The organism is Sulfitobacter sp. GN1-4 (assembly GCF_055693825.1).
This window is the reverse complement of sequence record NZ_JBVFUQ010000003.1, coordinates 2236222-2255230: the sequence shown is the minus strand read 5'-3', so window position 1 is coordinate 2255230 and position 19009 is coordinate 2236222. Positions and strand designations below refer to the sequence as shown.

Genomic DNA, 19009 nt, shown 5'->3' with positions numbered 1-19009 from the left:
CACGAACGGTTTGCTTTGCGCAGTCTGAGGTCCGGCACAGGACATGAGAACCTATCTTGATCACAATGCCACCACGCCTTTGCGGGCGGAGGCCCGCAGCGCGATGGCTGCGGCAATGGATATTGTCGGCAACCCATCGTCCGTGCACGCCGAAGGGCGCGCGGCCAAGGGCGTGGTTGAGCGGGCACGGGCGCAGGTGGCAGCCTTGGTCGGATGCACGCCGCAACAAGTGATTTTCACCAGCAGCGCCACCGAAGCTGCGGCGTTGGCGGCGGCGCAAAAGGAACAGCATGGCGGGGGCTTTGGCGCTTTGCCAACGGAGCATGATTGTCTGCGGGTTTGGAGCGATCTGGCACTGCCGTCACTCTACGATGCAAATTGCAAATTTGACGAAGCGGGTTTGCAAACTCTGTCAGATGCCCCTGTTTTATTGGCGATTTCAGCGGCCAACAGCGAAACCGGCATGATGCTGCCCCGCGCGCAGGTTTGTGCCCGCGCAGGTGCCGGGCAGGCCGTGGTGGCAGACATCACGCAGATGGCAGGCAAGATGCCCGTGCATTTTGAGGGGCCTGAGCGACCAGCCTATGCCATCCTATCTGCCCACAAGCTGGGCGGACCGAAGGGTGTGGGCGCGCTGATCAACTTCACCCCTGAGGATCCTGCGCCAATCCTGCGCGGTGGCGGGCAAGAGATGAACCGCCGCTCTGGTACCGAAAACATCATCGGGATTGCCGGATTTGGGGCCGCTGCAGAGGCTGCTGCGCAAGATGTGGCCGCGGGCCGCTGGGACGCCGTTGCGGAACTTAGAAATATTCTAGAAATAAGTCTTGAGGCGGGCGCGAATAAGACTATTTTTGTTGGGTATGACGCGCAGCGGCTGCCAAACACGTCTTGCCTGATTGCCGAAGGCTGGAAGGGCGAGACGCAGGTGATGCAGATGGACCTGTCGGGTTTCGCCATTTCGGCGGGGTCGGCCTGCTCCAGCGGCAAGGTCAAGGCCAGCACCGTGTTGCTGGCGATGGGGTATTCAGAGGCCCAGGCGAGTTGCGCGATCCGCATCTCATTGGGTCTAGAGACAACGAAGGACGACGTTTTGCGCTTTGCGGATGCTTGGCGGGCAAAACGGGACAAACACGCGGCACGTTCAGCTTGAACGGCGCAGAAGAGGGGACGAGATGTTGGACACAACGGCGGTCAAAGAAGACAAAGTAAAAGAAGGTGTTGACCAGGAAACGGTTGATGCGGTCCGCGAAGTTGGGGGCAAGTACAAGCATGGCTGGTCCACCGACATTGAGATGGAATATGCCCCCAAGGGCCTGACCCCGGACATCGTGCGCCTGATTTCTGAAAAGAACGAAGAGCCGCAGTGGATGACCGATTGGCGTCTGGAAGCCTATGAGCGGTGGTTGACCAAAGAAGAGCCTGATTGGGCGATGGTCGACTACCCTGAGATCGATTTTCAGGATCAGTATTACTATGCCCGTCCAAAAAGCATGGCGGTCAAGCCAAAGTCATTGGATGAGGTCGACCCCAAATTGCTGGCCACCTACGACAAGCTGGGCATCCCGCTGAAAGAGCAGATGATCCTGGCCGGCGTCGAAGGTGCCGAAGACATGCCCGCTGAGGGCCGCAAGGTGGCTGTGGACGCGGTGTTTGATTCCGTTTCCGTTGGCACGACCTTTCAGGAAGAGCTGAAGAAGGCCGGTGTGATCTTTTGCTCCATTTCAGAGGCGATCAAAGAACATCCTGAGCTGGTGAAGAAATACCTCGGCTCTGTCGTGCCCGTCTCTGACAACTTCTACGCGACGTTGAACTCTGCGGTCTTCTCTGACGGGTCGTTTGTCTATGTGCCGCCCGGCGTGCGCTGCCCAATGGAGCTGTCCACGTATTTCCGCATCAATGCTGAAAACACCGGCCAGTTTGAACGCACGCTGATCATCGCGGACAAGGGGTCTTATGTGTCCTACCTCGAAGGGTGCACCGCGCCCCAGCGGGACGAAAGCCAACTGCACGCCGCTGTTGTCGAGATCATCATCGAGGAAGACGCTGAGGTGAAATACTCCACCGTTCAGAACTGGTATCCCGGGGATGAGGACGGCAAAGGGGGCATCTATAACTTCGTGACCAAGCGCGCCGATTGCCGGGGCGACCGGGCCAAGGTGATGTGGACGCAGGTGGAAACCGGGTCAGCTGTGACCTGGAAATACCCAAGCTGCATCCTGCGCGGCGACGACAGCCAGGGCGAGTTTTACTCCATCGCCATCGCCAACAACATGCAGCAGGCCGACACGGGCACCAAGATGGTGCACCTGGGCAAGCGCACAAAATCGCGGATCGTCTCCAAGGGCATCAGCGCGGGCAAGGCGCAGAACACCTATCGTGGCCTGGTGTCGATGCACCCTAAGGCCAAGGAATCGCGCAACTATACGCAGTGCGACAGCCTGTTGATTGGCGACAAATGCGGGGCGCACACGGTGCCCTACATTGAGGTCAAGAATAACTCATCTCGGGTAGAGCATGAGGCGACCACCTCAAAGGTGGACGACGATCAGATGTTCTACTGCCGCTCGCGCGGGATGGATGAGGAAGAGGCCGTGGCGCTGGTGGTCAACGGGTTCTGCAAGGACGTGCTGCAGGCGCTGCCGATGGAGTTTGCCATGGAAGCGCAAGCGCTGGTGGCGATTTCGCTGGAAGGCTCTGTAGGCTGATGCAACAGGTTGCCAGCACGATTTTTGTCGCCACGGCGGTGTTTTTCCTGCTGATGCTGGGGTTTGAGCTGTTTCTGCGCGGCTCTTCGCTGAATGCGGAAACGCTGTTTGCGACGGGCTTTAAGACAGCGATCTTTGCGATGGTCTATGCGTTGGTCAAAGTGGCACCGATCATCTTGCGGAAGGATGATCCGGAATGATTGTCACCACGACCAATACCATCGAAGGGCGGCCCATTCGCAGCTATCACGGCATCGTTGTGGGCGAGGCGATTATGGGTGCGAACATCGTGCGTGATTTCTTTGCCCAGGTGACCGACATCGTTGGGGGCCGGTCAGGCCAGTATGAGACAAAGCTGCGCGAGGCGCGGCAGACCGCGATGGCCGAGCTTGAGGATGAGGCCCGCGCGATGGGGGCCAACGCCGTGGTTGGCGTGGATATTGATTATGAGGTGGTGGGCGACTCTATGCTGATGGTTTCAGTGTCGGGCACCGCTGTCACACTAGATTAAGTTTGTGCGCTAAGGCGCTGAGAAGGAATGAAACTATGCTGAGCATCAAGAACTTGCACGTGCAACTGGAAGAAGAGGATAAGCAGATCCTCAAAGGCGTCGACCTGGAGGTTGAGGCGGGCAAAGTCCATGCGATCATGGGGCCAAACGGCTCTGGTAAGTCGACGCTGTCTTATGTGCTGTCGGGCAAGGATGGCTATGAGGTCACAGACGGTGGTGCCACGCTTGAAGGCGAAGATCTGCTGGAGCTGGAGCCAGAAGAGCGCGCCGCGGCGGGCCTGTTTTTGGCGTTCCAATACCCGGTGGAGATCCCCGGCGTGGGCAACATGACCTTCCTGCGCACGGCTGTGAACGCACAGCGCAAGGCGCGCGGCGAAGAAGAGATGTCGGCGGCGGAGTTTCTCAAGGTGGTGCGCGCGAAGGCGAAAGATCTGAAAATTGATGCTGACATGCTGAAACGCCCCGTCAACATGGGCTTTTCGGGCGGTGAAAAGAAGCGCAACGAAATCCTGCAGATGGCCATGCTTGAGCCCAAGATGTGCATCCTGGATGAAACAGACTCCGGCCTGGACGTAGATGCGATGAAGCTGGTTGCCGAAGGCGTGAACGCGCTGCGCAGCGAAGGGCGCGGGTTTCTGGTGATCACCCATTACCAGCGTCTGTTGGATCACATCAAACCCGACGTCGTGCACATCATGGCCAATGGTCGCATCGTCAAAACCGGCGGGCCAGAGCTGGCGCTTGAGGTCGAAAACAACGGATACTCCGACATCCTGGCAGAGGTGGCGTAATGGCAGAGCTTGCCACGGATATGTCGCCGGTTGAGGCGATGATCGCGGGCCGTGAAGTTGCCGCCAAAGGCTGGTCCAAAGCCGCGCGTGAAGATGCTTTGACGCGTTTGCGGGCCATGGGCCTGCCAGACCGGCGCGATGAATACTGGAAATTCACCCGGCCCGACACGCTGGTGCAGCCCAATGCGCCCCAGGCAGCGGTGTTTGAACATGATGAGCTCTCCCCTTTCACGAGGCGGACCGCCTGAAAATTGTCTTTGTGGATGGCGTGTTTGATGCCGATGCCTCAGATGATCTGAGCCTGGAAGGTGTCACCATCGAACGGCTTGCCACTGCAGAAAGCGATCTGCACTGGGCGCGCGATGTCTACGGTGTGCTGGAAGCGCGCGGGCAAAACCCGGTTGAGCGTCCATTTGCTGCGCTGAACACCGCCTGCGCCACGGACGGGATTTTAGTGCATGCGACCGGCAAGGTGAGCAAGCCGATTAGTCTGATTTATCACCATTCATCAGAGACTTCGGACGCGATCCTTCATCATTGCATCAAGCTTGATGCCGGTGCCGATCTGACCATCCTTGAAAACGGCCCCGCCGCCGCTCGGTTTAACAAGGTGATGGAGATTGACGTGGCAGACGGGGCTGCCTTCCACCACGTGCGCACGCAAGGACGCGATCATGAGCGGCGCGCAGTGACCCACGTGTTCGCGCGTCTCGGCACGGAATCGCAGTTCAAATCCTTCACTTTGACCGTGAATGGCGTGCTGACCCGTAATGAGGCAGTGATTGAACTGACGGGCGATGACGCGCAGGCGCACATCGCTGGCGCTTGTGTCGGTGACGGCAACTTTGGCACGTTCCACCATGATGACACTGTTTTCATCACCCATGATGCGGTGAATTGTGAAAGCCGTCAGGTGTTCAAAAAGGTCCTGCGCAACGGTGCCGTTGGCGTGTTCCAGGGCAAAATCCTGGTGAAAGAGGGTGCGCAGAAGACCGACGGCTATCAGATCAGCCAGAGCCTTTTGCTGGATGAGGACAGCCAGTTCCTGGCCAAGCCTGAGCTTGAGATCTACGCCGATGATGTCGCCTGCTCTCATGGCTCAACCTCTGGTGCGATTGACGAAGATGCGCTGTTCTATCTGCGCGCGCGCGGGGTGCCCCACGCGGTGGCGACAGACATGCTGACCCTGTCTTTCCTGGCTGAGGCCGTGGAAGAGATTGAGGATGCAGAACTGCGCGATCAAATTTTGGTGCGGCTCGAAGCCTGGCTGGCCCGACGCCGCGGCTGATGTCAGCGACACGGGATATCGTGGCCACCTATCGGGGGCCCGGCAAGGTCATGCGCAGGTTGCTGGCCCAGGGCGTGCGGGAGGACCGCGCGCTCATCTACCTTATGATCGGTTGTCTGTTGGTCTTTGTCGGGCAAACGCCCCGACTGGCGCGTCAGGCGTTTGAAACCGGCGAAGACCTGAGCATGCTGATCGGGGCGTCGCTGATGGCGCTGATCTTTATCGCACCTTTGCTGCTTTATCTTCTGGCCGGCGTGACGCTGCTGATTGGCAAGGCGCTGCGCAGCAACCTCAGCAGTTTTGGTGCCCGCATGGCGCTTTTCTGGGCTTTCCTGGCGGCCAGCCCGCTGGTGCTGCTTTGGGGGCTGACGGCGGGTTTCGTGGGGCCGGGGGTTGAGCTGTCTCTTGTGGGCATTGTCTGGTGCGTCGCTTTCTTTTGGTTCTGGTTCGCGGGATTGCATGCTGCTAGTCAGGCCGACGTATGATGCAGCAGCTGTTTGTCCCCCTTGTCCAAGAAAGCATCCGTGCGCCCGGCGTGGCCGCACGGCGCGTGCTGGATATGGGCCTGACACGTGACATTCTGTGGACGGCGCTGGCGCTGGCCGCGATCATCAACACGTTTTTGGTGTTCTTGATGGTCAGCTCGTCCTCCACGCCGGTGCCGCTGCCGGGGTATTTTGACCGGCCGCTGGCGCTTTTCGTTCTGATCGCGGGGCTGACGGTTGTCTACGTCCACGCGATGTATTGGTCAGGCAAGGCCATCGGAGGGGACGGCACGCTGACGGATGTGCTGGCTGTCGTGGTTTGGTTTCAGGTCCTGCGCGCCTTAGCGCAGGTCTGCGTCATCTTGGTCTCTTTGGCTTTGCCGGGTCTTGGGGCATTACTATCTCTTGCAGTGGCGGTTTGGGGGTTTTGGATTTTCATGAACTTCCTGTCGACGGCCCTGAACCTAAGCACCCCTTGGCATGCGCTTGCCGTGCTGGCTGTTTCTTTTGTTGGCCTCATCTTGGGGCTCGGAATTCTCACCGCCCTGATCGGGGGCCTCGTTTAAGGAGCCGTTGGCGGATGTATGACATCGACAAGATACGCGCCGATTTCCCCATTCTCAGCCGTGAGGTGAACGGAAAGCCATTGGTGTACCTCGACAATGGGGCCTCTGCGCAAAAGCCGCAGGTGGTGATTGACGCGGTTACCCAGGCCTATGCCCAGGAATATGCCAATGTGCATCGCGGGCTGCATTACCTGTCCAACCTGGCCACTGACAAATATGAGGCGGTGCGCGGCACTGTCGCCAAATTCCTGAATGCAGGGCACGAAGATGAGATCGTGTTCAACTCTGGCACGACCGAAGGCATCAATACCGTCGCTTACGGCTGGGCCATGCCCCGGATGCAAGCAGGTGATGAGATCATCCTGTCTGTGATGGAACACCACGCCAATATCGTGCCCTGGCATTTTCTGCGGGAACGCCAAGGTGTGGTTCTGAAATGGGTCGATGTGGACAGCACCGGTGCGCTGGATCCGCAAGCGGTGATTGATGCGATCACCCCCAAGACCAAGCTGATCGCGATCACGCAGCTGTCCAATGTGTTGGGCACAAAGGTCGACGTGAAAGCCATCACTGACGCCGCCCATGCGCAGGGGGTTGCTGTGCTGGTCGATGGCTCTCAGGCCGCGGTGCATATGCCGGTGGACGTGCAGGACCTTGGCTGTGACTTCTACGCCATTACCGGGCACAAGCTTTATGGGCCCTCGGGCTCAGGCGCGATCTTTATCAAAGCGGACCGCATGAAAGAGATGCGCCCGTTTATGGGTGGCGGCGATATGATAAAAGAGGTGGCCAAGGATGAGGTCATCTATAACGACCCACCAATGATGTTTGAGGCAGGCACGCCTGGCATCGTTCAGACCATCGGTTTGGGCGTGGCGCTGGAGTATATGATGTCCTTGGGGATGGATAACATCGCTGCGCATGAAAACCGGCTGCGGGACTATGCGGTTGCCAAACTTGGCGGGCTGAACTGGCTGCAGGTGCAGGGCACCACACCTGACAAAGGTGCTATTTTCAGCTTTACGCTGGATGGGGCGGCGCATGCCCACGATATTTCAACCATCCTTGATAAACGCGGTGTTGCCGTGCGGGCGGGCCATCACTGTGCCGGGCCGCTGATGGATCATCTGGGGGTGACAGCCACCTGCCGGGCCTCCATGGGGCTTTATAACACCGAGGCTGAGGTTGATACCTTGGTGGATGCGCTGGAACTGGCGCATGAGCTTTTTGCGTGATCTGACCCGGTAAGCGCATCGCACCCCATTGCGGGGGTGCGGGGGCTTATGTATAGGGAGGGCAGGGACCCTTAGCTCAGCTGGATAGAGCGCTGCCCTCCGAAGGCAGAGGCCAGAGGTTCGAATCCTCTAGGGTCCGCCATTTTTTGATTTGGGTTATTTGATACGCGTAACAGAATGACCTCGTCGTCTCGCAGCGGCACGAGGGGTGCGTTACATGCCCTATGTCAAATGATGCCCAGATGTCTTTCCCGAACCGCCTTGCAGGCTCCGCCGCAGAGGATTGGCACACAACCATCCAGCTTTGTGCCCCTTTTCGGCGCGGATGGATTGCCTTCTTCAATGGCAACAGAGCCGCGACCATAACGCCGCGACCCACAGACCGGCTTAGGAAAGCGCGCCCCTAGAAAAGGGCAGGCCCATCACTTGCGGCGCGCGCGATAGGCTTCGCCCATGTACTTCCAGGGGTAACGGCGGGCGTGATCACGTTCCCGCGTCACCTCAGCAAGGCGCTCTTCGAGAGCTTTTGTCTCACTCTTTTCTTCTTCAACTGCGACCGGCGTCCGCCAGCCCATGGCGACATGCCGCGTCAGTCCTTCGCAGAGCTGCCCGTCCTGAAGGGTTGGTGGCTTTGGCGCCAAAGAACCGTCTGGCAAAAAGGAGCTTTCGTAGATCTCAACCCGTGGGAACCCCGCCTCTTTCAGCATGGCCTCAAGAGCGGCGGTGTTTTGGGCGAAAAAGTTCGTGGCGTCTTTGTTCAACGTGTCGCCGGGATAGTAGCGAAACACGGGGTCGGTGATTTCATTATAGGCCGTGACCGTTTCGACAATGATGTGATCATGTGACATGGCGGCGGCGCGCTCAAACCCGCCAATCGGGTCTTTGAGATGATACAGAACACCAAGGAAAAGCACGGTGTCGAAGGTTCCCAGATCTTCTGGGTCCAGGTCAAAAACGTCGCGCGACTTTGACTGGCATTTGGACCCCAAGATGGAATGGGCCAGGTCATAGCCTTCTTTGGTGCCCCAGCCTGGGCCATCCCAGCAATAATAATCCGTCGACATCACGGATTTCGCGCCCCGGCGCTCTGCTTCAAAGGAAAAGAAACCGTCCCACGATCCGATATCCAGAAAGCTCTTGCCCTTTACTTCGTTTTTGAAGAACAGATCCGCTTCTGACGCAAGGATGTGTTCAGATTTGTATCCGGGTGTGACGTTACCGTCTCCAAGATCAATCGAATGAAACCATTTAACTGCATCAATGGCCTTTTGCGTTTTGGCGTTTCCCACTGGCTTCACACCCTCATAAATTGCGTCAGCCTAATACCGGTACCGACAGAGTTAACTCGACGGCAAGTGCTAGCAGATTTCAAATGCAAGTCACATGGAAAATCCCACGCATTGCGTGATTTACGCCGAAAAAGGGCACCGGCATCCGTGTCAAAAAGTGCGCTCAGCGCCATCGCGGATCAGGCCCGGATCATCACAGGTCATCAAGGCGCTTGAACGCAACACCTAAAGATCAGGAACAAATGGCTTCAAACACGTCTCAGGAGCCTCTATCCAGTCTAGGTCTGAAAAACTGTTGGGCCTAAGTCATGAAAACGATTGCTTCTTTCCGGCCCGACATTGAAGGCCTGCGCGCCATCGCCGTGATTGCTGTGATCCTTGGCCATGCCCGCGAAGATCTTTGGCCTGGCGGGTATCTTGGCGTTGATGTTTTTTTGTCATCTCGGGCTTTGTCATCACGCAATCGCTTTTGGGGCGCGGGGATGCCGATCTGAAAAGCCTGGCGGCGGCGTTCTTTTTGCGGCGCGCAAAACGCATCCTGCCGGCGCTGGTGTTTTGTGTGTTGGGCACCGGGCTGATCCTGGTGCTGATTGATCCGTCCCCGACCCAATCTTTGCAAACGGGGGTTGCAGCGCTCTTTGGTTTGTCCAACCTGTTGATCTACGCGCAAGAGCTGGATTATTTCGCCGCCTCCATTCGCTATAACGCCTTTGCCCATACCTGGTCCTTGGGGGTGGAAGAGCAGTTTTACCTCGTCTTTCCGTTCCTTTTTGGCCTGATCGTCCTGCGCGGGGGCGCGCGTCTGACACTGTTGCGGGTCATTTTTGCGCTGTCCGTGCTGTCCTGGCTTTGTTTTGCTGTGCTCAGCAACAGCCAACCCATGGCGGCCTATTACCTCACTCCGTTTCGGTTCTGGCAGATCGGGCTGGGCGCTGTGCTTGCGCTTGCGATGACGCAGCGGGAACCGGGGGGCGGGCTGATAGGGCACCCGGCGTTTCGCTGGGTCTTGGGGGCCGGGCTGATCTTGCTCTTCGTGGTGCCCCATGTCCCTGCGCTGGTACGGCATACGGGGGTGACGTTGTTGGCTGGTGGATTGGTTTGGTCTGGTGGGACAGCTCAGGGGCAGCTGGGGCTGCTGCGCGCCGCACCGCTGCGCTATGTCGGACGGATATCTTACAGCCTGTATCTTTGGCACTGGCCTGCGTTGACGTTCGCTCTGCTTGCGCCCTTTAGCGTGTGGGCCAATCCCCTTGTCACAGCCGGGTTCATGTTTGGCATGGCTGTCTTTTCGTACCATCTCATCGAAAACCCGGTGCGCCAGTGGGCAACACCTGTCCCACGCAAAAGGCATGTTGCTGTTGGACTGGGCGGCATCCTTGGCGCAATTGTGATCGTGGCCGCCGCGAAAGAGGCGCAAGATTTGCGCCCCACACCCCCCTTTGAGGCGGCATTGCGTCCCGCATCAATGCCGTTGCCGCGCCACGGGTTGCCGCACAACCCCACTTGCGTGATTGACCGTCAGGGCAGGCCGCTGCGGGATGAGACGTTTAGCGATTGTACATTCGCGCCCAAGGCAGGCCCGCTGCCCACGCTATGGGCGATGGGGGACAGTCACGCGGGGCATTTGCAGGCGCTGTTGATGGCGCTGCACCAGACCGATGGTCTGGGTTTTCACCTGGTGGAAAGCGTCGGGGCCACCTATCCGGTCAGCCAGGCGGAGCCGTTTCCACAGCGGGAGGCGCTGTTTCAAACCATCAGCAGCAATTGGTCAGCAGGCGATGTGGTGGTCCTTTCGCGGATCTATCTCTACCGGGAACAGCCGTTTCGGGCGCTGCCTGATCTGCCATTGTGGTTTGATCTGGTAGATGCCTTGGCGGAAACGCTTGCCCAAGAGGGGGTGAACCTGCTGTTGGTCGGGCCACCGCCGTTGTTTGAATTTGAAGACATCCGGGCCTGCGCCCCTGATGATGTGCAAAGCTGCGCCGTGCTCCGGCGTGATCTTTTGCCGGTGATAGATGAGGTGACAGCGGGATTGAGATCTGTGGCGGCCAAACATCCCAACACGCGGGTGTTTGAAACCTTTGATCACTTTTGTCCGGCGCATGCGCCGCTTTGCAGTCCGGCGCGCAATGGTGTGTTTTTGTTTCGGGATCGCGATCACCTAAACACCGAAGGCGCCGCAAGCCTCGCGCCCCAGCTGCGTGCGGTTCTGGCAGCGTTTGAATGATCGGTTTGGGCGGTTCGGGTGTGAGGTCTGTTAAGGGAAAGCATGACGCGTAGGGCTGTTGCATCCTGAGCAGTCCGGTGGAGTGATGATGCAACCGCTTTGCCAGACCCCGCACCCAGAGTAATCGCGGAGAAAGAGGATGCCGAAACGTGCAACCAACTACCGCCAAGACCTGCAGCGCTAACCTTTTGTTAAGCCCTTCCTTTCAGGCTGCTTGATCAGGGAAGGGGGCTTTGATGTCGCAAGGCGCGGGGTATTGGGCTGCAAAGCGGGCGTTTGATCTGGCGGGGGCCTTGTTGCTTGCCCCCGTTGTTCTTTGTGTTGCCGCTGTCCTGATAGCCGCAAATCCTTGGTTCAATCCTGGCCCATTGCTGTTTCGCCAGGCCCGCGTCGGCCAGGGGGACCGGTTGTTTCTGGTGGTTAAATTCCGCACCATGCGGGCCGCACCGCCCGCGCCGCGCTTTGCAGATGCAGAGCAGCACCGCATCACGCGGCTGGGGAGCCACTTGCGTCGCTGCCGCTTTGATGAATTGCCACAGATTATCAACATCTTGCGTGGCGAGATGAGCCTGATTGGCCCGCGCCCAGAGCAACCTGAATTTGTGCAGCGGTATGCCAAAGACCTGCCAGGCTATCTGCGCCGCCACAGCCTTCGGCCCGGGATCAGCGGGTTGTCTCAGGTGATGCAGGGCTACACTAGTGACACCGATGGGGCGGCGCAAAAGCTGGCGCTTGACCTGCGGTATATTGACCAGGCCAGCCCAAGGCTTGACGCCTTTATCACCTGGCGCACGCTTGTGACCGTGATCACTGGGTTTGGCGCGCTTTAACCACATCCTCGTCTTTGCCGGGTATTTGCGCTGCAGCGGAACCAGCCGGAGAGAGGCATGCCTGCTCGCATTTTGCTGACCGGCGGGGCCGGGTACATCGGCACGCATACCTATGCCGCGTTGGTCGCGGCGGGGTTTGAGGTGATGATCCTCGATAACCTGTCCAACAGCTTTGCCGAAGGGATGGCTGGGTTGGGCAGGCTTACCGGCGCGCGTGTGCCCTTCCGCCAGATGGATTTGCGCAGCGAAGATGATCTTGAGAGGGTTTTTGACGCTCACCGCTTTGACGCGGTCGTGCATCTTGCGGGCCGGAAATCTGTGCCGCAATCCCATCAAGACCCGCAAGGTTTCTTTGAGGCAAATACCGCCATGCTGCTGACGTTGCTCCGGGTGATGCGCCGACACCGGGTGCGGCGGCTGGTCTATTCCTCCAGCGCGGCGGTCTACGGTCAGCCTGACCGGCTGCCCATCCCCGAAGAAACGCCGCTGCGCTACGCCAGCCCCTATGGTCTGTCCAAGGTGTTGGGCGAACAGTTCGTCCAGCATACCCGGCGCGCGGACCCCGATTGGCGCGTTGGGATCCTGCGGTACTTTAATCCCGCAGGCGCGCATCCCTCAGGTCTGATCGGAGAATCCCCGCGCACGGCGGGTGGCAACCTTTTTCCGGTGCTTGCAGAGGTGGCCTTGCGACAGCGGCCTTTTGTGGAAATCTATGGCAATGGGTTTGAGACGCCGGACGGCACAGCGGTGCGGGATTTTATCCACGTCTGCGACCTGGCGCAGGGGCATGTTCAATCTTTGCAGCATCTGTTGTGGGGGCGCGGTTCTCATGTGCTGAACCTTGGCCGTGGGCAGGGGGCCAGCGTGCGGCAGGTTGTTGAAACCTTTGCAAAAGTTTCGGACCGCCGGTTGCCCTTGCGCTTCAGGCCAGCGCGCCCCGGTGACGTGGCGGCCAGCTGCGCCGATCCGGGGCGGGCGGAACAGATGTTGGGGTTTGCCGCCAAGCGCGATCTTGAGATGATGTGCCGCTCCAGTTGGCAATGGGCGCTGCGGGGGGCTGAGGGTCAGGCACAAAAAAGGCGGCACTCGGCCGCCTGATCCTACGATATGTGCAAACGGGGCCTACCGGCCCCAGTTGCGCACCACGCCGCAATCCATGTGCACGAAGTTTGAACTTGAATAGCTGCCAACACCGCCGCCCTGACAGGCAATCGCCGCCCGCGCCATCTGCCGGACAGAGCGGGAGGACAGGCGCAGATCAGCGGCCTGACCTTTCATGTGGAGTGAATTCTTGGCCACGCCTTTGGAGCGGGAGCGCAGCATCGCGTTTGTCTTTGGGCTGCGATAGCCCGACAGCAGCATGTAAGGTTCGTTCGCGTCCAGCAGATTGTGCGCGGCAGCCATGATGTCCACGGTGCGTAGATCCATGCTTTTGACGTCATTGGTGCGCCAATCCCGCATGAAATAATTTACTTCGCGGACGGCATCTTTGATGTACTTGCCCTCAATCCAATAGATCATATCGATCCGCTCACCTGTGCGGCCCGAATACATCTTGATGCGGCGGATATCGCCGCCGCCCCGCAAAAAGCCTGCGGCATTGGAATAGGTTGGGGCCGCTGTCACTGCTGTCGCTGCAAATGCACCTAGAAGGGCGCGCCGGGTTAGTCCCGATGAGCTAATGCCAGTCATATGGTTTTCTGTCCCGTTCTGCCTCTGTGTCTGTGATGTTACACATTCACAATTTTATAGTCCCCACTGGGCATCTCTATGCCATAGCCTGATTCTTGAACCAAGCCTTTAATTTGTAAGGATCATGGGCGGTCCAAAATTAGGCGAAATTCTGCCCAAAGGGTGAATGTTGCGTTAAATTCCCCCTCCGCCTCCGGTGACCTTTGCGCACCACCTGCAAAAATTTGCCCTGCAGACGGGAATGTTATTGGACAGCCTCAGGGTGGTAAGAGAGACAGGGAGTGACCTTGTTTTGTTGGGGTAAACCATGGCTCGTAAGTTCATATTCTCAAGCATTTTCAGCGCGGCTTTCGCCTTTGCGGCACCCGCTATTGTTGTAACAGCGCCCACAGCGGTTCAGGCGCAGGTCACGGCGTTCAAACAAGCGGTGGCTGAGGCTGCGGCGCGCGATGAAGATATCGCGGCCTTTTACCGTCAAACCGGTTATGCGCCCCTGTGGACGGGGGCCGATGATCTGCACCGGGCACGCCGCGCACAGTTGATGCGCGCGATCACCAGCGCGGATGATCACGGGCTGCCGCTGGCCCGCTACGACGCCGAAGGCCTCATGCAAACGCTGGCTGCGGTGCGCACACCGCGCGACCGGGGCATGGCTGAGGTTGAGCTGAGCCGTGTGTTCCTGAAATACGCCCGCGACATTCAGACAGGTATGCTGATCCCCAACCGCATCGACAGCTCCATGGTGCGCGAGGTGCCTTACCGCGATCGCACCAGCTATTTGACGGGCTTGGCTGCGGAAAAGCCCGCCGCATTCTTCCGCGCGCTGCCGCCCACAAGCATGGAATACAACGCCCTGATCAAAGAAAAGGTCGCGATGGAGCGGCTGTTGGTCTCAGGCGGTTGGGGGCCGACTGTGCCGGCCAAAAAGCTGGAACCAGGTGATCGTGGAAACGCCGTCATTGCGCTGCGTAACCGCTTGATCGCAATGGATTACCTTGATCGGACCAACACGCAAACCTATGACGCGGACATTCAGGCGGCGGTGCAGCAATTCCAGATTGACCACGGCCTGAACCAGGACGGTGTCGCGGGTGCAGCCACCATGACGCAGATCAACGTGGGCGTGGACAAACGCCTGCAATCGGTGATGGTCGCGCTGGAGCGGGAGCGTTGGTTCAACACAGAGCGGGGCAAGCGCCATATCCTGGTGAACATCCCTGATTTCTCAGCCAAGATTATCGACGACGGGAAAATCACCTTTCGCACGCGGTCGGTTGTGGGGGCCAACAAAGAGGATAGGCTGACGCCCGAATTCTCCGATGTGATGGAGCATATGGTGATCAACCCCAGCTGGTATGTCCCACGCTCCATCGTCACCAAAGAATACCTGCCCGCGCTCAAGCGTAATCCGAATGCCGCCAGCCATATTGAAATCACAGACAGCCGGGGCCGGAAGGTAAACCGAGGCGCTGTGAACTGGTCAGCCTTTAATGAACGCAATTTCCCTTACGCGATGCGGCAACCGCCCAGTAAATCCAACGCGCTGGGGTTGGTGAAGTTCATGTTCCCCAACAAGTACAACATCTATCTGCATGATACGCCTCAGAAAAGTCTGTTTGCACGTGACGTGCGCGCCTTTAGCCATGGCTGTGTGCGCCTGGCTCAACCGTTTGAGTTCGCCTATGCGCTTTTGGCGGTCCAGCAAGACGATCCCGAGGGCTATTTCCAGTCTATCCTGCGCACCCGGCAGGAAACCAAGGTTGTGCTGGATGAACCTGTACCGGTCCACCTGATCTACCGCACCGCCGTGACGAACGCGCGGGGCCATACGGAATACCGCGCAGACATCTATGGCCGTGATGCAAAGATCTGGAAGGCGCTTGGCCAGGCAGGGGTGGTCTTGGGCGGCGTTCAGGGGTAAGCCTTCCGGCACGCCAATAGGGGTGCTGGAATGTCCTACACTGTTGCTGAAATTGCCAATTCCCTCGGGGCTGACTGCGCCGGTGACACCGCGCTCAGCATTGCCCGCGCGGCTGAGCCTCAGAGCGCGGGTGCCCATGATCTTGCCCTCGCCATGAGCCCAAAATACGCCGAAGGCTTGGCCCAAGGTCAGGCCCAGGCCGCCATGCTTTGGCCCGGTGCGGATTGGCAAGCGATGGGGCTGAAGGCTGCGATTTTCCCTAGCCGTCCGCGGTTCGCGATGTCGGGCATGACCCGGATGCTGGATGCGGGGCAGGGTTTTGCGCCCGGCATTCACCCGTCGGCCATTATCGATCCCACAGCAGAGCTTGCCGAGGATGTGAGCGTGGGTCCGCTTGCCATCATCTCTGCCCGCGCCCGGATTGGTGCCGGATCGGTGATCGGGCCGCATTGCTTTATCGGTGTTGATGTCACTTTGGGCGCGGATGCTTATCTGCGCGAACAGGTCAGCATCGGGGCGCGCGCCACCATCGGGGACCGCTGCATCATCCAACCTGGCGCGCGCATTGCAGGGGATGGGTTTTCCTTTGTGACGGCCGAACCCTCCACCGTTGAATCCGCGCGCAAAACCCTTGGTGATCAAGGCGAGGCTGAGGCGCAGCCGTGGATCCGCATCCATTCGCTGGGCTCTGTCACCATTGGTGATGACGTCGAGATCGGGATGGGCTGCACCATTGACTGCGGCACCATCCGCGACACCTGCATCGGCAATAACACCAAGCTCGATAACCAGGTTCACATGGGCCACAACGTTGAGATTGGAGAGAACTGCCTGATCTGTGGCCAGGTGGGCATCGCAGGCTCTGCCAAGATCGGCAACAACGTGGTGATGGCCGGTCAATGTGGGGTGAATGATAATATCTTCGTGGGCGACGGCGTGATTGCGGGCGGCGGCACCAAGCTGATGTCGAATGTGCCCGCAGGGCGCACCATGCTGGGCTATCCGGCCACGCAGATGGACAAGCAGGTGGATCAGTACAAAGCCCTGCGCCGGCTGCCGCGCCTGATAAAAGACGTCGCAGCGCTGCGAAAGGCTGTTTCCAAACCCGGTGGGGATGACTAAATCAGCGACAGACGTTGGTTGGGAGGCAGGCTCATGAGCATCAAGGATCAGGTCATCGCCATCATCGCCGAACAGGCCATGCTTGAGGTTGAGGATGTTGAGTTGGACAGCACCCTTGAAAGCCTTGGGATCGACAGTCTTGGACTGGTTGAGAGCATTTTTGCCATCGAAGAAGCCTTTGACATTTCTGTGCCGTTCAACGCCAACAACCCGCAAGCATCCGATTTTGACATCACCAATGTGGCCAGCATCATCGCTGGGATTGAACGGCTGAAGGCAGAACAGGGCTGACCGGGTGAAACGCGTTGTCATCACCGGGGCAGGCACGGTCAATGCACTGGGCCATTCGGTGCCCGCCACTTTGGCCGCCATGCGGGAAGGCGTCTGTGGCATCGGCCCCCTGGAGGTGCGCGATGTCGCCCGGTTGCAGATCCAGATTGGCGGACAGGTGCGCGGGTTTGAGGAAGAGGGGCGCTATAACCGCCAACAGCTTTCCTTGTATGACCGGTTCACGCAGTTCACGCTCACCGCTGCGGATGAGGCGATCACGCAATCGGGGCTGACGTTCTCAGGCGATCTGTCAGCCAGATCCGGCGTGGTGCTTGGCACGGCGGGCGGGGGTGTTTCTACCTGGGATGAAAACTACCGGGCGGTCTATGAAACGGGCAAAAACCGGGTGCATCCCTTTGTGGTGCCCAAGTTGATGAACAACGCGGCTGCAAGTCACGTCAGCATCGCGTGGAACCTTAAGGGGCCGTCGTTTACCGTCTCAACCGCCTGTGCGTCCTCCAATCATGCGATGGCACAGGCGTTTGCCATGGTGCGCTCTGGTATGGCGCCCGTGATGGTGACGGGCGGATCGGAATCGATGCTGTGTTTTGGGGGGTGAAGGCCTGGGAAGGTCTGCGCGTGATGAGCCGTGATGCGTGCCGTCCGTTTTCAGCCAACCGCAACGGCATGGTGCAGGGCGAGGGTGCCGGGGTCTTTGTCTTTGAGGAATATGAGCATGCCAAGGCACGCGGGGCGGATATCCTGTGTGAAGTCGCGGGCTTTGCGATGACATCTGATGCCAGTGACATCGTCATGCCGTCCAAGGCCGGCGCAGCGCGCGCTATGGCCGGGGCGCTGGCGGATGCGGGTATTGACCGATCTGAGGTGGGCTACATCAACGCCCATGGCACGGGCACAGCAGCCAATGACAAGACAGAATGCGCCGCCGTCGCCGACGTCTTTGGCCCCCATGCTGACAGTTTGATGATCAGCTCAACCAAAAGCATGCACGGCCATCTCATCGGCGGCACAGGCGCGGTTGAGCTGTTGGCCTGTATCATGGCCCTGCGCGAAAGCGTGGTCGCCCCGACGATTGGCTATGAAGAGCCTGATCCTGAATGCGCGCTTGATGTGGTGCCAAATACCGCACGCGAGGCTGAGGTGCAGGTGGCGTTGAGCAATGCCTTTGCCTTTGGGGGCATGAACGCGGTGCTGGCGCTGCGCAAGGTTTAGAGCCGGGGCAGCGGGCGTCGTCGTACTGGCCTTCTCCGTTGGTCCCGCCAGGTCAGAGACGCATTGTCCCGCAGCCCTTCATAGCCAAATTATTTCAACGGGTTGCGCGATGCACCGAATGTTCTTGGTGAGGCGCATTTGGCTTTGGCAAAAAGAAAGCCCCGGCGCAGGGGCCGGGGCTGACGGTGTTGTTCAAGAAGCGTGAACGCTTACTGTTCGATCACTGAAACCTGCCCATAGCTTTTGGTAAAGCCACTCAGAGATAGGTTCAGCTCCACTTTCTGATCCGGGGCCAAGGCGGGCACGATGGTGATCACCGCCTCTTTGCCGCGTTTGAACGCGTTCACATCATCAGGCGTCAGCCCAAGGCGCGCGTAGCAGCCAACCGGGTTGCAGAACGCATAAGGATAACGGCGTGCATTGCCGCCATCGACTGAAATGGTCAGCTGCTGGGGCAGAGCAGTTTCAAGCGGCACCACAATGGTTGCACCGGCTTCAGCCTTGCCCCCTGCGGGCAGGCGGAACAGCGATACTTCGGCGACAGGCGCGCCTTGGCCGTCGTCCATCAGCTGATACATCTGACAGGGGTCTTCTTCGGCTTCTGTCTTGATGCAACGCATCTCCCAGGCACCGATGGTTTCTTTGGTATATGGCTGGCCCAGCTCAGGATCGCCGTTGGCGTTTTCGCCAAGGCTCAGTTGATCCTCGATGGACGGGCTTTCGCTTTCATCTGTCGTGGTGGTCTGAGCAGACACAGCAACAGGAGCGGCAAAGGCAAGTGCCGCAAATAGCGGCAGGGCAGTCATAAAATTGCGCATGGTTCATCCACATTTGTTATCTT

At 58.9% G+C, this 19009-nt stretch carries 18 protein-coding genes, 1 tRNA gene and 2 pseudogenes; 18 read left to right on the top strand and 3 right to left on the bottom strand.

The window, feature by feature from the left end; all coding sequences use genetic code 11:
• Positions 1 to 43: 43 nt before the first annotated feature.
• From ACZ1HM_RS11675 to ACZ1HM_RS11630, 10 genes and pseudogenes are all read left to right on the top strand, one after another.
• Positions 44 to 1153: a cysteine desulfurase family protein gene (locus ACZ1HM_RS11675; protein WP_472742927.1), complete on the top strand. Its 1110-nt coding sequence runs from the start codon at positions 44 to 46 to the stop codon at positions 1151 to 1153.
• Between the two features lie 22 nt (positions 1154 to 1175).
• Positions 1176 to 2708, top strand: coding sequence for a Fe-S cluster assembly protein SufB (gene sufB / locus ACZ1HM_RS11670; protein ID WP_472742926.1), 1533 nt, complete (start codon positions 1176 to 1178; stop codon positions 2706 to 2708).
• Positions 2708 to 2908 (top strand): hypothetical protein, encoded by a 201-nt coding sequence (locus ACZ1HM_RS11665; protein WP_472742925.1) that lies wholly within the window; start codon positions 2708 to 2710, stop codon positions 2906 to 2908. The genes sufB and ACZ1HM_RS11665 overlap by 1 nt, the downstream gene beginning before the upstream one ends.
• Entirely contained in the window at positions 2905 to 3219 is a 315-nt protein-coding gene (locus ACZ1HM_RS11660; protein WP_472742924.1) for a heavy metal-binding domain-containing protein, read from the top strand. Before ACZ1HM_RS11665 ends, ACZ1HM_RS11660 begins: the two co-directional genes overlap by 4 nt.
• A gap of 35 nt (positions 3220 to 3254) precedes the next feature.
• The gene (gene sufC, locus ACZ1HM_RS11655; RefSeq protein ID WP_472742923.1) at positions 3255 to 4010 is read left to right on the top strand and encodes a Fe-S cluster assembly ATPase SufC; all 756 of its coding nucleotides are present in this window, start codon (positions 3255 to 3257) and stop codon (positions 4008 to 4010) included.
• Between the two features lie 20 nt (positions 4011 to 4030).
• Positions 4031 to 5298, top strand: a pseudogene (locus ACZ1HM_RS11650) (SufB/SufD family protein).
• Positions 5298 to 5783, top strand: coding sequence for a YIP1 family protein (locus ACZ1HM_RS11645; RefSeq protein ID WP_472742922.1), 486 nt, complete (start codon positions 5298 to 5300; stop codon positions 5781 to 5783). The pseudogene ACZ1HM_RS11650 and the gene ACZ1HM_RS11645 overlap by 1 nt, the downstream one beginning before the upstream one ends.
• Positions 5780 to 6349, top strand: a complete 570-nt coding sequence (locus tag ACZ1HM_RS11640; RefSeq protein ID WP_472742921.1) for a Yip1 family protein — start codon at positions 5780 to 5782, stop codon at positions 6347 to 6349. The genes ACZ1HM_RS11645 and ACZ1HM_RS11640 overlap by 4 nt, the downstream gene beginning before the upstream one ends.
• Positions 6350 to 6363: 14 nt before the next feature.
• Positions 6364 to 7584 (top strand): cysteine desulfurase, encoded by a 1221-nt coding sequence (locus ACZ1HM_RS11635; protein WP_472742920.1) that lies wholly within the window; start codon positions 6364 to 6366, stop codon positions 7582 to 7584.
• A gap of 65 nt (positions 7585 to 7649) precedes the next feature.
• Positions 7650 to 7726 (top strand) — tRNA-Arg (locus ACZ1HM_RS11630).
• A 280-nt stretch (positions 7727 to 8006) separates the two neighbouring features.
• Here ACZ1HM_RS11630 and ACZ1HM_RS11625 read toward each other — a convergent pair.
• Complete coding sequence (locus ACZ1HM_RS11625; protein WP_472742919.1) at positions 8007 to 8873, bottom strand: class I SAM-dependent methyltransferase; 867 nt, start codon at positions 8871 to 8873, stop codon at positions 8007 to 8009.
• A gap of 308 nt (positions 8874 to 9181) precedes the next feature.
• Between ACZ1HM_RS11625 and ACZ1HM_RS11620 the strand changes: the two genes are divergently transcribed.
• From ACZ1HM_RS11620 to galE, 4 genes are all read left to right on the top strand, one after another.
• A complete protein-coding gene (locus ACZ1HM_RS11620; RefSeq protein ID WP_472742918.1) occupies positions 9182 to 9367 on the top strand; it encodes a hypothetical protein in 186 nt (61 codons plus the stop codon).
• A complete protein-coding gene (locus ACZ1HM_RS11615; RefSeq protein ID WP_472742917.1) occupies positions 9343 to 11100 on the top strand; it encodes an acyltransferase family protein in 1758 nt (585 codons plus the stop codon). Before ACZ1HM_RS11620 ends, ACZ1HM_RS11615 begins: the two co-directional genes overlap by 25 nt.
• A 236-nt stretch (positions 11101 to 11336) precedes the next feature.
• Positions 11337 to 11930 carry a sugar transferase gene (locus ACZ1HM_RS11610; RefSeq protein ID WP_472742916.1) on the top strand — a complete coding sequence of 198 codons (594 nt, stop codon included), beginning with the start codon at positions 11337 to 11339 and terminating at the stop codon, positions 11928 to 11930.
• Between the two features lie 57 nt (positions 11931 to 11987).
• Complete coding sequence (galE, locus tag ACZ1HM_RS11605) at positions 11988 to 13028, top strand: UDP-glucose 4-epimerase GalE (RefSeq protein WP_472742915.1); 1041 nt, start codon at positions 11988 to 11990, stop codon at positions 13026 to 13028.
• 24 nt (positions 13029 to 13052) lie between these two features.
• Here the strand turns inward: galE and mepK are convergent, their stop codons facing one another.
• A complete protein-coding gene (mepK, locus tag ACZ1HM_RS11600; RefSeq protein ID WP_472742914.1) occupies positions 13053 to 13622 on the bottom strand; it encodes a peptidoglycan L,D-endopeptidase MepK in 570 nt (189 codons plus the stop codon).
• A gap of 307 nt (positions 13623 to 13929) precedes the next feature.
• Between mepK and ACZ1HM_RS11595 the strand changes: the two genes are divergently transcribed.
• From ACZ1HM_RS11595 to ACZ1HM_RS11580, 4 genes and pseudogenes are all read left to right on the top strand, one after another.
• Positions 13930 to 15543: a L,D-transpeptidase family protein gene (locus ACZ1HM_RS11595; RefSeq protein WP_472742913.1), complete on the top strand. Its 1614-nt coding sequence runs from the start codon at positions 13930 to 13932 to the stop codon at positions 15541 to 15543.
• A 30-nt stretch (positions 15544 to 15573) separates the two neighbouring features.
• Positions 15574 to 16665 (top strand): UDP-3-O-(3-hydroxymyristoyl)glucosamine N-acyltransferase, encoded by a 1092-nt coding sequence (gene lpxD / locus ACZ1HM_RS11590; protein WP_472742912.1) that lies wholly within the window; start codon positions 15574 to 15576, stop codon positions 16663 to 16665.
• A 33-nt stretch (positions 16666 to 16698) separates the two neighbouring features.
• Positions 16699 to 16956, top strand: coding sequence for an acyl carrier protein (locus ACZ1HM_RS11585; RefSeq protein ID WP_472742911.1), 258 nt, complete (start codon positions 16699 to 16701; stop codon positions 16954 to 16956).
• 4 nt (positions 16957 to 16960) lie between these two features.
• A pseudogene (locus tag ACZ1HM_RS11580) lies at positions 16961 to 18168 on the top strand (beta-ketoacyl-[acyl-carrier-protein] synthase family protein).
• 209 nt (positions 18169 to 18377) lie between these two features.
• On the opposite strand, the gene ACZ1HM_RS11575 reads toward ACZ1HM_RS11580, so the two are convergent.
• The gene (locus tag ACZ1HM_RS11575; protein WP_472742910.1) at positions 18378 to 18986 is read right to left on the bottom strand and encodes an invasion associated locus B family protein; all 609 of its coding nucleotides are present in this window, start codon (positions 18984 to 18986) and stop codon (positions 18378 to 18380) included.
• Positions 18987 to 19009 lie beyond the last annotated feature (23 nt).

Bases quoted from the DNA above. Each gene is read 5' to 3' on its own strand.
- ACZ1HM_RS11620 (WP_472742918.1), top strand. From the start codon at position 9,182: ATGAAAACGATTGCTTCTTTCCGGCCCGACATTGAAGGCCTGCGCGCC.
- ACZ1HM_RS11585 (WP_472742911.1), top strand. From the start codon at position 16,699: ATGAGCATCAAGGATCAGGTCATCGCCATCATCGCCGAACAGGCCATG.
- sufC (WP_472742923.1), top strand. From the start codon at position 3,255: ATGCTGAGCATCAAGAACTTGCACGTGCAACTGGAAGAAGAGGATAAG.
- ACZ1HM_RS11575 (WP_472742910.1), bottom strand. From the start codon at position 18,986: ATGCGCAATTTTATGACTGCCCTGCCGCTATTTGCGGCACTTGCCTTT.
- ACZ1HM_RS11660 (WP_472742924.1), top strand. From the start codon at position 2,905: ATGATTGTCACCACGACCAATACCATCGAAGGGCGGCCCATTCGCAGC.
- ACZ1HM_RS11675 (WP_472742927.1), top strand. From the start codon at position 44: ATGAGAACCTATCTTGATCACAATGCCACCACGCCTTTGCGGGCGGAG.
- mepK (WP_472742914.1), bottom strand. From the start codon at position 13,622: ATGACTGGCATTAGCTCATCGGGACTAACCCGGCGCGCCCTTCTAGGT.
- ACZ1HM_RS11635 (WP_472742920.1), top strand. From the start codon at position 6,364: ATGTATGACATCGACAAGATACGCGCCGATTTCCCCATTCTCAGCCGT.
- lpxD (WP_472742912.1), top strand. From the start codon at position 15,574: ATGTCCTACACTGTTGCTGAAATTGCCAATTCCCTCGGGGCTGACTGC.
- sufB (WP_472742926.1), top strand. From the start codon at position 1,176: ATGTTGGACACAACGGCGGTCAAAGAAGACAAAGTAAAAGAAGGTGTT.
- ACZ1HM_RS11640 (WP_472742921.1), top strand. From the start codon at position 5,780: ATGATGCAGCAGCTGTTTGTCCCCCTTGTCCAAGAAAGCATCCGTGCG.
- ACZ1HM_RS11665 (WP_472742925.1), top strand. From the start codon at position 2,708: ATGCAACAGGTTGCCAGCACGATTTTTGTCGCCACGGCGGTGTTTTTC.
- galE (WP_472742915.1), top strand. From the start codon at position 11,988: ATGCCTGCTCGCATTTTGCTGACCGGCGGGGCCGGGTACATCGGCACG.
- ACZ1HM_RS11595 (WP_472742913.1), top strand. From the start codon at position 13,930: ATGGCTCGTAAGTTCATATTCTCAAGCATTTTCAGCGCGGCTTTCGCC.
- ACZ1HM_RS11610 (WP_472742916.1), top strand. From the start codon at position 11,337: ATGTCGCAAGGCGCGGGGTATTGGGCTGCAAAGCGGGCGTTTGATCTG.
- ACZ1HM_RS11645 (WP_472742922.1), top strand. From the start codon at position 5,298: ATGTCAGCGACACGGGATATCGTGGCCACCTATCGGGGGCCCGGCAAG.